Below are 15,770 nucleotides of genomic sequence, written 5' to 3' on the forward strand. Positions count from 1 at the left end.
ACAGGGAACAGCAGCAGCACCAGCACTCAGACAGCATCGACTCCCGGCGACACTTCTAGCAGTGCGGGCGCCTCAGCTAGCAGCGGTTTAGATACTCCGCCAACTACTAGCGCCACAGCACCTGCACCTGAACCAGCACCTGAACCAACACCAACACCAGCACCAGCACCAACACCTGCGCCCTCAGAGAGTAGCAGTTCGAGCGAAACGAGCTCGATCGCCAATAATCAAGGCGTTACTAACAACAGCAGCGCGACAGTAACTTCCCCCGCAGGCAGTAGCACTAGCACTCAGACAGCCTATACTCCGGGAGCTACTTCTGGGAGTGCAGAAGCAACCGCTGCTACAGGCGCTCCACCAACAACTAACATCGCAACACCAGCGCCAACACCAGCGCCAACACCGCCAACACCGCCAACACCAGCAACACCGCCAACACCGCCAACACCCTCAAATAATGAGGATGCGGGTACGGGTGGTGGCGACGAGAGTACGATAATTTCTAATCCCACAGATAACAGTAACAGCAATAATTCGATCGCACTTCCCGGTAACAATGCCAACAGCAATGCTGAGACAACGCCGCCTCCAGAAATGATCGCCCCAGAAAACTATCCTGACGCATTAACTATCAGCTATGACAGCAATGGCGACGGATATTGGCTCGGCACCAACGAGAGCGATGTGATTACGGGCGATAGCGGGAGCGATCGAATTTTTGCCGGAAGCGGCGACGATATTGTCACAGGTAACAAAGGTGATGATGCGATTCATGGAGGCGATGGAAACGACACTTTGCGGGGAGGAAAAGGTCAAGATTTGCTGATTGGTGACAACGGCGACGATTTTCTTTGCGGCGACTTCGGCACAGATACATTGATTGGAGGTAGCGGCGCTGATACCTTTGCCTTTAGATCCGAAACAGCGAGTGCAGCAGCTAATCCATTGTTAGCCGATCGAGTCGTTGATTTCAATCCCGCTCAAGGCGATCGAATTGGGCTGACAGGGGGACTTTCGGTAACAGACTTGACACTCGTCGCGTTTGATACTGACGGTGACGGTACGACAGACGCCACTCTGCTTAAGTTTAGTTCAAATAATGGCGATCGCATTTTAGCTGTTGTTTTGGGAACAGTTAACGCAGCGGGTGCAACAACTTTGAGCAATGCTGATTTTATTAGTTTGCCAAATGACATCTTGTAGCTAACCCTTAACCGTTAACCCCAACTACCCCGCAGGAATCTTCGGGGGATGAAGTTAATAAATTCATATAGGTTGAGAGAGAAAGATGAAAGACTTTTACGGGCCAATGATTGAAGCAAGTGAAATCATCGAACTACTCAAACAAGAGATGCAATTAAAAACATTTAGTCAAAAGGTTTTGCATAAAAAAGTTATTGAGAAAGCAGCCAAGGAACGGGAGTTAACTGTGACTCCAGACGAAATTCAAGCTGTGGGCGACCAACTCCGCCGCGAGAAGCGTTTGGAGAAAGCGGCGGACACGATTGCTTGGCTGGTCGATCAGATGATTTCCGTAGAAGATTTAGAGGTCGGGATTCGCGATCGGCTTCTCAGCCAAAAACTAGCCGAACACTTATTCAGCAAAGAAGTAGAAAAGATTTTTGTTCAAAACAAATTGCAATTCGACCAAATAATTCTTTATCAAATAATTGTTGCCAACCCCCAGCTTGCTCAGGAACTATTTTATCAAATTCAAGAAGGAGAAATCAGCTTTTTTGATGCTGCTCACCTTTACGATATTGACGAAAATCGTCGGCATATATGCGGTTGCGAAGGCAAGGTTTATCGGTGGGGTTTAAAACCAGACATAGCCGTCGCCGTATTTAGCGCTCAACCCGGAGAAGTAATTCGTCCAATTGAAACAGAACTAGGATATCACTTGTTTCTGGTTGAAAAGTTTCTCCCAGCGGAATTAACCCCTGAACGGTATCAAGAAATTTTGCACAATCTGTTTAACGAATGGCTGGCTAACGAAGTCAACCATTTATTGTACAATTGTAAAGTGTAGAAACTTAATTTTTATCCATCCAAAACCCATCTATATAATTTTGCCGAAACCAAGTACAATGCTAAAAGTTAGGGTGTTTCTCAGTGCACAGAGAGACCTAATATCTTTTCCGGCTGCATCAACATTATTCAATCCTTGGGGCGGGGCGTGAGTGTAAATAGTATCATGCGTGTGGATTTAAATGTTGCTTCCTCTCACGCAATCTACTACTTAGATAACAAGTGGTTGGATATCATTTCGGATCAAGTAACCGCGATTTAAATGGCGGGTTTTTAAGATTGTCAATTATTGGCAGATATTTTTCGTAAACCCGCCCCTACCGTATTAGGGGTAATCTACCGGACATAATATGACGAGGTACTTATGGCTCAATCAAGTTTAGTGAATAAGGTAATTTATCGCTCTCGAAACTGCCCCAAGCATAGCGAATAATGAGACGCTTAGCTAACCCAAGCTTACTGGCTTATAGCAATTTAAAAATTCCTTTTGAAATTTGAGTTTTGCCAATCCCATATCCGCCAGCTAGCAAAGCCAAATGGAAAAAATATATCGGTTCAAAATGCCACTTTAATATATTATCCCCAAAAGCTACTTTTTTAATTCTCATTTTTCCCTCCTATCTATTAATTATACTAATTCTCAAAACTCATGCAACAGTAGCGCTCCGGGTGCGTCGCCACCTGCCAATCCTAAAAAAGAGCGACAATCTCCAAGCGACGCACCTTACCTGAAGCGCGATCGTAAACAAACCCAAAACTCATAATTGTTGCAAGAGTTTGGAGAATTGGTATTATCTGCGTCCATCAGCGTACATCTGCCTACATCAGCGGTTAAAAACCCACATAATTTTGCCGCCACCAAGCGCGCACAAACTTAATCTCCTCAAACGTATAACGTTCTTCCAAAAAATCATAAATTGCTCTCAGTTTCTCATCCCCCATAACTTCAATAGCGTACACTATCGCCTGCTGGCGTTCCGATTCTACCAACAAATTTATATCAACTTCCCTGCCCATTTCCATCAATTCTATCAGATGCCCAGAAATAGTATTAGGGCTCATGCCCCGCGCATTAGCTATTCCTTGAACTGTCAAACCTTGTCGGTATAATTCCCAAGTTTGCATCTGCGAATAAGACGCAACGTTGGAAAGATTTGGAAGATTAGCGGCCTCAGAAGATGCAGCACCACTTGGCAATCCTTGTTCTTGGCAAAAAGTGCGTATTGCCTCCAAGAAAACCTTACCGTACTTATCTCGCTTGTTGCTACCAACGCCGTAAACATCCTCGAATTCGGTGAGATTTTGCGGGCGTTTTTCTGCCATATCTCGCAAGCTTTTATCAGCAAAAACCACGTAAGGTGGGACAAATTGTTCGTCGGCAATTTGTTTGCGTAGCGTCCGCAGTATGGTAAATAAAGCTTCTACTTCTACTGCCAAAGAACGAACTTTCGCCTGTACTTCCCGCTGCGGTTCAATGGCGATTTCAACTGTGCGCTGACGTTTCATAATTTCCCAACTTTTTTCATTCAGTTTCAAAATGGGAAATCCGTCTGTTCTTTCCTCTAAAAAACCTTGATTTAACAGCGAACGACTCAACTTTTTCCAATCGTCGGCACTTCTATCTTTGCCAATTCCGTAAGTAGAAAGTTGGTGGTGCTGGTATTGCAATACTTTTTGATTTTTGGAACCGCGCAGCACGTCAATAATGTGATTCATGCCGAATTTTTCTTGGCATCTGGCGACGCAAGAAAGAAATTTCATTGCCTCAATCGTCCAATCTTCTACGGGTTTTTTGTTGCAACAGTTATCGCAAGTACCGCAGTTTCCGGGGAATGAATCGCCAAAATAACTTAACTGGATTGTGCGACGGCACTCGGTGGATTCTGCATAGTTGATTACTCGCCGCAACTGTTGGCGGGCAATTCGTTGTTCTTGCGGATCGGGTTTTTGCTCGATGATGTAGTCGATCATTTTGACATCGCCGTAGCCGAAAAATAAGCTGCAATGGGCGGGTTCGTTGTCTCGGCCTGCGCGGCCGGATTCTTGATAGTATCCTTCGAGATTCTTGGGTAAGTCGTAGTGAATTACAAACCTCACGTCTGGTTTGTTGATGCCCATACCAAAGGCTATTGTGGCTACCATTACTTGCACGTCGTCGCGAATGAAGCGGGTTTGATTGGTTGCGCGATCGACATCGTTCATGCCGGCGTGGTAGGGTAAGGCTTGGATGCCGCTTTGTTGCAATTTATAGGCAACTTCGTCAACTTTTTTGCGGCTGAGGCAATAGATAATTCCCGAACCGCCTTTTTTTTGGATGATTTGCAAAACTTCGGCAAAACTGTGCTTGGTTTTGGGGCGAACTTCGTAGTATAAATTGGGGCGGTTGAAGCTGGCGACGTGGATGTAGGGATTTCGCAGAGTTAGCTGCTGGATTATGTCTTGGCGGACGCGCTCGGTGGCGGTGGCGGTTAGTCCCATAATGGGAATGTCGGGATATCGATCGCGCACTCGCTGCATTTGCCTGTATTCTGGTCGAAAGTCGTGCCCCCATTCCGAAACGCAGTGGGCTTCGTCGATCGCAAATGCCGAAATTCCTAACTTATTTGCTACTATATCTAAAAACGGTAAAAATCTCTCACCCAGCAAGCGTTCTGGTGCAACATAAAGCAATTTAATCTTACCTTCGAGAATTGCTGTTTCGCGCGATCGGGTTTCCTGAGAGTTCAAAGTGCTGTTGAGAAAAGTCGCCCCAATTCCATTATCCTGCAAAGCTTCCACCTGGTCTTGCATCAGAGCAATTAACGGCGACACAACCACTGTCAATCCCGGTTTCAACAGTGCCGGTAATTGAAAACACAAAGACTTGCCACCGCCCGTCGGCATGACAATCATCATATCCCGTTTTTGTAAAGCAGCTTCGACAATTTCCTGCTGTCCCGGACGGAAAGAGTCATATCCAAAAAAATGTTTAAGAGCTTGTTCCAGGGACAGTGGCACAGAAGATATTGGCGGATTCGACGCTGGCATTTGCAGTAGTTGGTTGTTGGCTTCTCAACTATTCTATGCCTTTTGAGCACAAATACAGTTACAATAATTGAGAATCTCAATTTAAGCAGAAAAACTGATGCCGAAAGCAATTTGGAATGGTGCCGTTTTGGCCGAGAGCGACAAGTGCGAAATTGTAGACAACAACTATTATTTCCCCGCCGATGCCATCAACCGTGAGTATTTCAAGGACAGCAGCACTCACACTACTTGCGGTTGGAAAGGTGTTGCTAGTTACTACAGTGTCGAAGTCGGCGGACAAGTTAATAAAGATGCTGCTTGGTACTATCCTACTCCGAAAGATGCTGCTAAAAATATTGCCGGATATATTGCTTTTTGGAAAGGAGTTAAGGTAGAGGCTTAAAGCAGTTTTTAGTTAATCTATTCAGAACCCAACTTTTTGAAAAAGTCTGGGTTCTGGGCATTATTTCACTATTCTCAAGAACAGGCAAGATGCCTGTTCCACAAAGTTGACGGGGTTCTCGGAAAAGGTCGGGATTACAATTCTCAAGAACAGGCAAGATGCCTGTTCCACAAAGAGTGAATTTTCTTGTATCTCCAAAATTAATCTTTTTCCCAAACGGCGACTGCTTCCCATCCCAAACCACGGCGAACAACAATCGGTTCGCTTTGTGTCAAATCGAGAATGGTAGAAACTTGATATCCCGGATCGGAACCGTCATCGACAATGATATCTACTAACTTTGAAAAACAGTCAAAAAGTTCAGCTTTGCCAAAACTTTCTGCTTTTTCTGCTGGCACGGGTGCAGCACCTTCATCATCCGTGGTAATGTGAGCGGATGTTGAAATAATTGGATTTCCCAAGGCTTCCAACAGTGTAAAACAAAGCCGCTGGTCTGGAACGCGAATTCCAGTGGTTTTGCGCTTCGGGCTCATTACCAACCGTGGCACTAACTTGGTAGCAGGCAGCAGAAATGTATAAGGCCCTGGTATTAACCGCTTGATAATTCTGTATGCTTCATCGCTGACGGCTGCATAGTCGGTGATATTTGACAGAGAGGAACACAGGAACGTTAAAGGCTTATCATTGGATAGTTGCTTGATCTGCCTGACTCGTTCTACCGCAGACTTGGAGTTGAGATCGCAGCCGATCGCATAAACTGTATCTGTCGGATAAAGCATCACTGCCCCATCTTTTAGAGATTTGTTAATTTTCTCGATCCGGTCTCTTTGGGGTGCAACTGGATGCACTTCGTAAATAGTTGCCATGTTAAGATATTGCAGGCTAAGTGGGCGATCGAAATATCGAGTGAAACAATCAATGCTAAAAATTAATTGTTAACAATGAATAAAATAGCTTATTTTGACTGTCCAACCGGCATTGCTGGCGATATGTGCATTGGAGCTCTTGTCCACGCCGGCGTTCCTTTAGAATACCTAATCGAAAAACTCAATTTGCTCGGCATTTCGACAGAGTACCAGTTGCGGACGGAATTAGTCCACCGGAATACTCAACAAGCAACTAAATTTTATGTCGATTTAGCTGCGGATTTGTCGTTAAAACCAGAAAATCCCGCTACCGAACTCGATCCCTCGGAAACCGAATCCCCGACTTTTGACGCCCGCCACCACCATCATCACGGGGAAGAACATTCTCACAGTCACGGCGAAGCAGAGGCCGAAATTAGCTACAGTCATCACCGCAATTTACCCGAAATTGAGCAAATCATCGTCTCTGCAAAATTGCCTCCGCGCGTGGAAGCCTGGAGTTTGGCCGTATTTGGCAAATTAGCAGAGGCAGAGGCTGCAGTACACGGTATCCCCCCAAGCGAGGTTCACTTTCACGAGGTGGGGGCGACGGATGCAATTATTGATATTGTCGGTACTTGTTTGGGTTTGGATTGGTTGGATATTCAGGAGTTTTACTTTTCGGCGATGCCGACTGGTGGCGGTACGGTGAAGGCGGCCCACGGCCGATTAGCGGTGCCTACGCCGGCGGTGATGCGGTTGTGGGAAACGCACCGAGTGCCTGTTTATAGCAATGGGATCGATCGCGAATTGTGCACTCCTACGGGAACTGCGATCGCCTGTACTCTCGCCGCTGGTTTCGGCCCGCCACCGTCGATGCAAATTCAGGCGATCGGTTTGGGTGCAGGTTCTCGAAACCTGGCAATTCCTAATATTTTGCGCCTCTGGATTGGGGAGAAGCAAGAGGGGGAGAGGGGGAGAGGGGGAGAGGGGGAGAGTGGGAGAAAGACGGCTACTCATTCCCAATTCCCCATTCCCGATTCCCAATTACCAATTACCAATTCCATAGAAACTATTGCGGTATTGGAAACGCAAATTGATGATTTGAGTCCGCAGGCGATCGGCTATGTTTTTGATGCTTTGTTTGCCGCCGGAGCTCTGGATGTTTTTACTGCCCCAATTGTGATGAAAAAGTCGCGGCTTGGGGTTTTGTTAACTGCGATTTGTCATCCCGAATTTCAGGATGCTTGCGAAGCTGTGATCTTTCGCGAAACGACTACTTTGGGAATTAGAATATCGACTCAACAAAGAACTATTTTACACCGAGAAATCCAGACAGTTCAAACAGAATACGGCGAAGTCAAGATCAAAGTTGCGAAGTCTGGAGAAACGATTGTTAATGTACAGCCGGAATACGAAGATTGCGCGGAAATTGCCAGACTTAAAAATATTAGCTGGCGGGAAGTTCACCGCTTGGCGCTGCAAAGTTGGTACGATCGAGGTTAGGAATGAGAATTAAATAACTTCCACTCTTGAAAGTGGGATGGGCGTCCCGCCCGTCCTTTCTGGACGGGCGGGACGCCCATCCCACAATAACAATTAAAATTGTAAGTTATTTAATTCGCGATCCTTAGTAAATTACAGTGACTTACATGAGGAATTTAGTCCCTGACGGGCTGAGAATCGGTCAGACCCAGGAGGCTTGAGGAATATCTAAATCAGAGGAATCAAAACCTCTGATATCATGTCCGGTCGATTACCCCTAATACGGTAGGGGCGGGTTCACTAAAAATATCTGCCAATAATTGACAATCTCAAAAACCCGCCCTTTTAATCGCTTTTTCTTCAAGCTATTATAGAAACATACTTGATTCTCGATCGCATTATGGTTGCCTTACCCGATCGCCCATCGATGAGCGCAGAAGAATACCTCGCTTGGGAACCCACCCAAGAGGAACGCTACGAGTATTGGGATGGCGAAGTCGTCGCCATGAGCGGGGGCAGCCGCAATCACAATCGAATTTCAGGAAATTTCTTCAGAATCCTAGATGATGCCCTTGTCGATCGCCCTTGCGAACCTTACATCGCGGATGTCAAAGTCCAAGTGGAACGAGGGCAAAAATATTTTTATCCTGATGTTGTGGTAACTTGCGACGATCGCGATAACGATCCGCAATTAGTGCAATTTCCTTCCTTAATTATCGAAGTTTTATCGCCTTCCACAGAAGCAGCAGATCGCGGCATTAAATTTGCTAAATACCGCCAATTTTCAACACTGCAAGAATATGTCTTGGTGCAAGTTGAACAGCCAGGAGTAGAGATATTTCGGCGCAATCAACAGGGGCAATGGGTTCTCTTCGAGTATGGTTTAGGCGATTCCTTGCAACTTGAATCGGTGAATCTAGAAATTGCGATCGCCGATTTATATCGCCAAGTACAATTTTCTGAATAATTTCGCTGTCTAGGGATTTGATATTAATTATTGTAGCAATTTTTTTTAGTATTTGAACGAACCGCGAAGACGCGAAGAGCGCGAAGAAAAAACAGTATAGCAATCCTCGCATCATTTTTGAATTTCTTACTCCCTCCCCTTAATAAGGGGAGGGTTGGGGTGGGGTAAAAAATTTACGACTCCTGCAAGGATTGCTATATCTTCTTCTTTCTCTTTCTTCGCGTCCGCGTGCCTCGCGGTTCATATAATTTTACTCCAGATTCGTAAAAACCCGGTTTCTGGGCCCCGATGCGTAAGTCCAATTTAAACTGAGATGTTGCACCATTCTCAATAAACTTTTTATGGACAGGCAAGATGCCTGTTCCACAAAGAGTGAATTTTCTTGTGGAACAGGCCGAAAAGCCTGTTAAGCGAGAATGGTGCAAGATATGAGATTTAAACAAACTGGCCCGTTGGAGTCGATCGCACGCGACGAATTCCAATCACCGACGGCATCGGCGAACGACGCCTGTCATTCTCAATATTACTCGGCCACAAACTGCCGCGAGAAACACTACGAGTCTGATTAAAAACAGCACCGTTCAAATCCAACATTTCAATTTGCCGACTCAGTACAGTACCATCATCGATCGGACAATCTTCCCCAGGATGCTGCACCGCAAGCAACAGCGTATCTCCCACAAAAGTCGGCCCCGTCATTTCGCATCGGTTCGGGCCGTAAGCAAACGGAATTACTGTTCCTGCATTCGGCCCAGAAGTCGGAATGTAAAACAGCCAATTGTTGCCGAAAACACCAGTCAAATCTGACACATTTCCAGTCTTGTTGTGGTCGATCGTCTTTGGCTCTCCACTCGCACCGACATCAAAACCGTTGTGCGTGCTCGTAGACATATCAGTGACGACCCAAACATTGCCTTGAGGGTCAAAATCCAAATTGTCTGCATTAGCAAATCCCGCCCCATCTACCGCACCGGCTTCTCCACCCTGAGCCAAACGCTGCCAGCGGAACGTCAAACCCGCACCATCAGGACTGTCTTCAATTATTTTGTAAAGTCCTCCCGACTGCTGATTGCTGTTGACTGCGCTACCGTATTTAGCAACATTAAAAATGCGAGAATCTGGATAGCCGTCGCTTCCCGGTGCGCCGTCAGTATAAGCAATGAAAACTTCCTTCGTAGTAGGATTAACTTCCAAATCTTCCGGGCGTGCCGTCGGAGTGCCACCAATCAAATTAGCAGCTAAGAAAGCATCAACTAAAACCGCACCTTGGCTGCTGTAGAAATTAGCCAGAGTTTTATTTTGGTAGCCCGAAATTGCTGTTGCTTCATTGGTTGTATCTACTACAAAAGAACCGCCGTCTTCGGTTTGACCAGCAATTCCGGCGCGTTTGGGCAAGCGAGTAGCGGCATCTCTTTGAGCTTTGCCAAAACTTGCTAATTCCGCCTCGCCAACTCTAGAAGGACGCACCGGATTTGTCGGGGTATTTAATGTCAGTGGCAGCCATCTTCCAGTACCGTTGCGGTTATATTGGGCAACGTACAAAACCCCATCTTCAAACAATCGGCTGTTGTTTTTATCTGCGGGATTGGTGACATTACCGTTGCTGACAAATTTCCAGGTGTGTCCGCCGCGCCGATCGTCCCCCATGTACCCTATTAACTTGCGGCCTGCTTCAGCGCGAATCGCGACGTTTTCGTGGCGGAAACGGCCCAACCATGAGTGCTTCCGGGGGCGGAAACTCGGATCTTGGGGATCGACTTCTACCATCCAGCCGTATTTTTCGCCGACTAAGCCGAATTCCTCACCGATAGTGCCCTTGGCGTAGCTGGTTTGGCCACCGTTGGGTTTGACGTTTTCCTGAACCCCGACGAAAAATGCTTCGCTACCTTGGAAATTTTCTTCGGCGGAGAAGATTGTACCCCACGGGGTTGTGGCGCCGGAACAGTTGTAGGCTGTACCGATGATGCGGTTGCCGAGTCCGTCGGTGTTGACTTGCGCGAAGACTTGGGTAGCTGCAGGGCCCGTGCCGATGAGGTAGTTGTCGTCCCCTTGTCTGGTTCCCCAGGAGGTGACATCTTTGTATTTGTCGGTACGCTGGCTGTTGATTCCGAGGCCGGAAAGTCCGTGAATACGGCGGTTGAGGGGGTCGCCGGCGATCGCCTGAAATCTGCCGTTGGCTTGTTTGGTGATGCGGACGATCGAACCACCGAGATTGTACAGGAATTCGCCGATGGTATCGCGATTCTTTACGGATAAGTCTATACCCAGGACGGCGCGCTCGGTTGTTGGAAATGATGCCAAGTCTGACGGGGTATCGGGTGCCTCTTTCGACATTGGGAAGGATACGTACTCGTGGTTAACCCAGAGATAACCGTCGTCATTGCTGCCGCGAAGGCCTACAAAGCCGGTGTAGTCGCAGTTGTAGCCGAAATAGTCTGCCGGATTGGGAAAAACTCGATCGCCCCAGCGGACAATCACATAACGTTCGTATTCCGGCGGCACAACCACATCGTCAACAATGCTGTAACTCGTTAATCTAGTATCCTGTGAGGCAGCCATCACGGTTCCCTGTCCGTTTAAGCCCATCGGCATAAAGCTGGACAATTCTCGATAAATCGGCAGCGGGTGGGGAAGTCTTAACGGAGTGAAAGATAGCGGAACTACAGCTTCGGCCGAGGTGGAATTGATGCCGAATAGTGTTTTAGTTACTTGAGGGGCAAGCACAGTGGTAGCTGCACTGCTGCCGAAGAAAATTAGCAGTTGTCGGCGAGTTATTTTAGACATAAATTCCTGTTCAGCCCAACTTCCCTAATCAGATGATTCCGTATGAAACTCTATCACTATTAAATTAAGGGGAGTTAACCTGAAGGTTAATTAAAATTGGGAGGTATTTAGGTTAACAAAAAGTTAAATATTCTCATTGGCAAGTGGTAATTGGGAATAGAGAGAGAGATTCAGGAAAAAATATCTATCCATGTATCCGTGATTTCCGTGTCGTGCTGTTGGTTATTTGTTATTTGTTACCAATGCCCGATGCCATGCCCTGTTTGCCGCCCTGCGCGGGCCGATTTCAATCATCTCGAAAACCTGGATCATTTTCTCTGGAGGTCGATCGACTGGGCGCAGGTACATTCATCACTTGCGAAGATCCAGAATTTGGGGACGAAATACTGCCGTTTCTGAATCCCAGCAGCAATTGAGCATCGGCAAAATATCTAGTCCACTGTTCGATTCTCGCATCTTGTTGCCAGTCGCGACGGGATACTCTCGATCGCAAAACTGGAACCCTTTGTCGGCTGCGATCGGCTGTAATAATGACTGTAACTTCTGTTAATGCCGGATTTTCTTGAAACTCGCGGGCGATCGACTCTTTCGCTAAATCTTCCGCCTGCTGCACTAAACTCGCAAAAGATTGACTACCGTCCGAATCTAGGGTAAGATAGCTTTCCTTACTTTCTGCTAAAGATACTGATATATTTGCGGTAAAAATGACCGTTGCCAAAATCCCGGCTGAAAATAAGCGTCGCTGCAAACTCATTATTTTTTAAACTAAATGCTGACACTTGTCAATCATAATCAATAAAAATTAACCCCAAATTAAGCTATGATTAAAATAATATTTTGTATATCAGATTTTTTTTGCAGAAAATACGGCTTGTAGGTTAGATAACTAAATCCTTCTTTCTTCTTGCTTTTTCCCTCTCCCCTCTTCTCTCTTCCCTCTTCTCTCTTCCCTCTTCTCTCTTCCTTCTTACTTCTTCCTTCTTCCGACGGACATCGGACTGACATCCGTTACATCCGTTACATCCGTTACACAATCCGTTGCCGAACCTTCTTCCTTCTTTATGAAATCAACAAAATGTGCGATCGCCCTCGGTAGCAACTTAGGCGACTCCCTTGCCACACTCTCTAGCGCGATCGTAACCCTCAACAACACCCCAGGCATAGCAGTAAAATCCCATTCAAGCTGGTATCAAACCGCCCCCGTTGGCCCGCCGCAACCAGATTACATTAACGCCTGTGCCATCCTAGAAGTGGCACTAGAACCCGAACAATTACTAGCAGCTTTATTAGAAATTGAAATAAAATTTAATCGAATTCGCCGAGAAAAATGGGGGCCAAGAACCCTCGATCTAGATTTGCTGCTGTACGACAATTTAATCCTAGAAACTCCCACACTGACTCTACCTCATCCCCGGATGACCGAAAGAGCTTTTGTATTAGTACCTTTAGCAGAAATTGCCCCGGATTGGGTGCATCCGGTGACGAAAAGTGCGATCGTCCAACTCCTGCAAACCGCAGACTGTTCGGGAGTGCAAAAATTGTAACTGTAAAAAGTGAGTACAATTCACCGATCGTACCAGTAAAAAAAATGCAACCGTAAGTAAGCTCCAAACTGTGATAGTTATCAGTCATTCCCAATCTAAAATCTAAAATCTAAAATCTAAAATCGTATTAGATCGCCTATGATGTCTTAAATCGGTGCAATCAAACATTATTCGCTTGTCGCTTATGTCGATCGGTCAAGAACTACCCCAACTCCTCAAACAACGCCTATTTTACCAAGGGCGCAAATTCAACTTTGACGTAGCCACCCTCCGTCTTCCCAACGGTTCCGAAGGCGAGTGGGAATGTATTCGCCACCCAGGCGGAGCACTTGCAGTTCCCGTCACACCCGAAGGTAAACTCGTCTTGGTACGCCAATATCGCTTTGCCACAAAAGGGCGAATTTTAGAATTTCCCGCAGGTACAGTAGAAATCAATGAAAATCCCGCCGAAACTATCAAACGCGAAATCGAAGAAGAAACCGGATATCGCGCCGGAAAATGGCAGAAATTAGGGCAATTTTTTCTCGCCCCCGGTTATTCCGACGAAATCATTTATGCTTTCTTAGCCCAAGATTTGGAAAAACTGGAACAGCCGCCAGCACAAGATGATGACGAAGACATTGAAACAGTTCTATTCACTCCAGAAGAATTAGAAAAAGCTATCTTAGCTGGGGAACCCATTGATGCAAAATCTATTTCTAGCTTTTTCTTGGCACGTCCCTTTTTGATGTAAATCTGACTGACGGAAAAACCCGGTTTCTTATAAAAATCGTGCGTCCAACCGATAAATATTAACTTAGAAACCGGGTTTTTGAACCCGCTTGTGTCCAGAACTGTAAAATCTAAAATCTAAAATCTAAAATCTAAAATCGAATGTCTGATATATCCAATCTAATTTTATTTTGGCACCGCCGCGACTTGCGTATTTCTGACAACATCGGACTGGCAGCAGCGCGCCAGCAAAGCCCGAAAGTAGTCGGAATTTTTTGTCTCGATCGCAATATCCTAAATCGCGATGACGTAGCCCCAGCCAGAGTCACATACATGATCGGCTGCTTGCAAAAACTCTCCTCGCGTTACAGGGATGCAGGCAGTCAATTGCTGATCATTCAAGATGACCCGATTCTAGGAATACCGAGATTAGCAACAGCTATAAATGCTCAAGCAGTATTTTGGAACTGGGATGTAGAACCCTACGCAAAACAGCGCGATATTTCCGTCTCAAACGCCCTCCAACAAGCAGGAATTCAAGTTCAAAATTTCTGGGATCAACTCCTGCACGCCCCAGATGAAATTCGCAGCGGTACAGGGACTCCCTACACGGTTTATACACCATTTTGGAAAAAATGGAACAGTAAACCCAAAGCCCAACCAGTAGAGACACTGCCGATAACTTATCTGGAATTAATGACCGGCTTAACCGCCGAAGAACAAGCAATCGCCAACCAAGCAGGTGCAATGGAAACAGTGCCAACTGCCTCTAGTTTGGGATTTATTTGGGAAAATCCCTTAGTAATAGAACCCGGAGAAGATGCAGCGCAACAAAAATTAGAAGAATTTTGCGATCGGGCAATTTACAAATATCAAGCACAGCGCAATTTTCCCGCCATTAACGGCACATCCAAACTCAGCGCAGCCCTCAAATTTGGTGCAATTGGCATCCGCACTGTTTGGCAAGCTACCCAAATAGTAATGGACACTTGCAGCAGCGAAGAAGCGTCTACAAGCATCCGTACTTGGCAACAGGAAATAGCGTGGCGAGAATTTTACCAACACGCCATGTATAACTTCCCAGAATTAGCAGACGGCCCCTACCGTCAAGCATTCAAAGACTTTCCTTGGGAGAACAATGAAAAGCTCTTTCAAGCTTGGTGTAAAGGCAAAACAGGCTATCCTATTATCGATGCAGCAATGCGGCAGTTAAATCAGACAGGTTGGATGCACAATCGCTGTCGCATGATAGTCGCCAGTTTCCTCACCAAAGATTTAATTATTAACTGGCAGTGGGGTGAAAAATACTTCATGCAAAAATTGATAGATGCCGACCTTTCTGCTAACAACGGCGGCTGGCAGTGGAGTGCATCGAGTGGTATGGATCCGAAACCTTTGCGAATATTCAATCCGGCGAGTCAAGCTCAAAAATTTGACCCGGAAGGGGAGTATATTCGGCACTGGGTTCCAGAATTGCGCCGCGTTGATACTAAACTTTTGCTAACAGGAAATATTTCACCTTTAGAACGCCGACTTCTTCATTATCCGTCTCCAATCGTAGAGCACAACGAGCAGCAGCGAAAGTTTAAGGAACTTTACAGCCAGCAAAAAAACGCAGGTTAGACTGCTAGATTTTTGGCGATATTTACCAGTAAATTAAGTTGAGGGGCGCTGTACACTCCTAAACTTAAAAGATGGTATCAGTTAGAATAAACTTAAATAAATCGGAGGTTGAAATGGTAACTCTGCAATTAAGACAAATCATTGTACCACCTGGACATAGAGTGCTGTTCAATGATGTCAACTGGCAGGAATTTGAAGCAATTTTAGAAGAGTTGGGAGAACACCGTGGCTCTAGAATAGCTTACAGTCAAGGAACTTTGGAGATTAGGATGCCACTACCAGAACATGAGAAAGCTAGGGAGCATCCCGATTTTGCAAGTATACAAAAGTATGATATGATGTATTGTTTTTTTGGAAAACCGACACTTAGCTTC

General features: G+C 46.0%; 13 protein-coding genes and 1 pseudogene. 9 read left to right on the forward strand and 5 right to left on the reverse strand.

Features of this window, described 5'->3' with window-relative positions; translation table 11 throughout:
• Nucleotides 1-1,203, forward strand: a 1,203-nt coding sequence (locus QT987_RS19875; RefSeq protein ID WP_333243291.1) for a calcium-binding protein, incomplete at its 5' end; no start/stop codon positions are given.
• Between the two features lie 85 nt (nucleotides 1,204-1,288).
• Entirely contained in the window at nucleotides 1,289-2,029 is a 741-nt protein-coding gene (locus tag QT987_RS19880; RefSeq protein WP_333243292.1) for a peptidylprolyl isomerase, read from the forward strand.
• Between the two features lie 463 nt (nucleotides 2,030-2,492).
• Here QT987_RS19880 and QT987_RS19885 read toward each other — a convergent pair whose 3' ends face one another.
• Complete coding sequence (locus QT987_RS19885) at nucleotides 2,493-2,636, reverse strand: hypothetical protein (RefSeq protein WP_333243296.1); 144 nt, start codon at nucleotides 2,634-2,636, stop codon at nucleotides 2,493-2,495.
• A 223-nt stretch (nucleotides 2,637-2,859) separates the two neighbouring features.
• Entirely contained in the window at nucleotides 2,860-5,055 is a 2,196-nt protein-coding gene (gene recQ, locus QT987_RS19890) for a DNA helicase RecQ (protein WP_333243301.1), read from the reverse strand.
• Nucleotides 5,056-5,152: 97 nt separating this feature from the next.
• On the opposite strand from recQ, the gene QT987_RS19895 reads away from it, so the two are divergent.
• A complete protein-coding gene (locus QT987_RS19895) occupies nucleotides 5,153-5,437 on the forward strand; it encodes a DUF427 domain-containing protein (RefSeq protein ID WP_190738299.1) in 285 nt (94 codons plus the stop codon).
• Between the two features lie 200 nt (nucleotides 5,438-5,637).
• On the opposite strand, the gene QT987_RS19900 is transcribed toward QT987_RS19895, so the two are convergent.
• On the reverse strand, nucleotides 5,638-6,303 hold the full coding sequence (locus QT987_RS19900) for an L-threonylcarbamoyladenylate synthase (RefSeq protein ID WP_333243304.1): 666 nt from the start codon (nucleotides 6,301-6,303) through the stop codon (nucleotides 5,638-5,640).
• Between the two features lie 75 nt (nucleotides 6,304-6,378).
• Here QT987_RS19900 and larC point away from each other — a divergent pair, with 75 nt between their 5' ends.
• Together larC and QT987_RS19910 are read left to right on the forward strand one after the other, a co-directional pair.
• Complete coding sequence (larC, locus tag QT987_RS19905; RefSeq protein ID WP_333243307.1) at nucleotides 6,379-7,788, forward strand: nickel pincer cofactor biosynthesis protein LarC; 1,410 nt, start codon at nucleotides 6,379-6,381, stop codon at nucleotides 7,786-7,788.
• 379 nt (nucleotides 7,789-8,167) lie between these two features.
• Nucleotides 8,168-8,734 carry a Uma2 family endonuclease gene (locus QT987_RS19910; protein ID WP_333243310.1) on the forward strand — a complete coding sequence of 189 codons (567 nt, stop codon included), beginning with the start codon at nucleotides 8,168-8,170 and terminating at the stop codon, nucleotides 8,732-8,734.
• Between the two features lie 435 nt (nucleotides 8,735-9,169).
• Here the strand turns inward: QT987_RS19910 and QT987_RS19915 are convergent, their stop codons facing one another.
• Both QT987_RS19915 and QT987_RS19920 read right to left on the reverse strand, forming a co-directional pair.
• Complete coding sequence (locus QT987_RS19915) at nucleotides 9,170-11,518, reverse strand: PhoX family phosphatase (RefSeq protein ID WP_333243315.1); 2,349 nt, start codon at nucleotides 11,516-11,518, stop codon at nucleotides 9,170-9,172.
• Between the two features lie 286 nt (nucleotides 11,519-11,804).
• Nucleotides 11,805-12,272, reverse strand: a complete 468-nt coding sequence (locus tag QT987_RS19920) for a hypothetical protein (RefSeq protein ID WP_333243318.1) — start codon at nucleotides 12,270-12,272, stop codon at nucleotides 11,805-11,807.
• 307 nt (nucleotides 12,273-12,579) lie between these two features.
• On the opposite strand from QT987_RS19920, the gene folK reads away from it, so the two are divergent.
• The 4 genes and pseudogenes from folK to QT987_RS19940 all read left to right on the forward strand — a co-directional run.
• A complete protein-coding gene (folK, locus tag QT987_RS19925; protein ID WP_333243321.1) occupies nucleotides 12,580-13,062 on the forward strand; it encodes a 2-amino-4-hydroxy-6-hydroxymethyldihydropteridine diphosphokinase in 483 nt (160 codons plus the stop codon).
• A gap of 184 nt (nucleotides 13,063-13,246) precedes the next feature.
• Complete coding sequence (locus QT987_RS19930) at nucleotides 13,247-13,795, forward strand: NUDIX hydrolase (protein ID WP_333055091.1); 549 nt, start codon at nucleotides 13,247-13,249, stop codon at nucleotides 13,793-13,795.
• 149 nt (nucleotides 13,796-13,944) lie between these two features.
• Nucleotides 13,945-15,396 (forward strand): FAD-binding domain-containing protein, encoded by a 1,452-nt coding sequence (locus tag QT987_RS19935; protein ID WP_333243330.1) that lies wholly within the window; start codon nucleotides 13,945-13,947, stop codon nucleotides 15,394-15,396.
• 113 nt (nucleotides 15,397-15,509) lie between these two features.
• Nucleotides 15,510-15,770 (forward strand): annotated as a pseudogene (locus QT987_RS19940) (Uma2 family endonuclease); the annotation flags it as partial.

The organism is Microcoleus sp. SVA1B4, assembly GCF_036700545.1.
In the GTDB taxonomy this organism is placed as follows: Bacteria; Cyanobacteriota; Cyanobacteriia; order Cyanobacteriales; family Microcoleaceae; genus Microcoleus.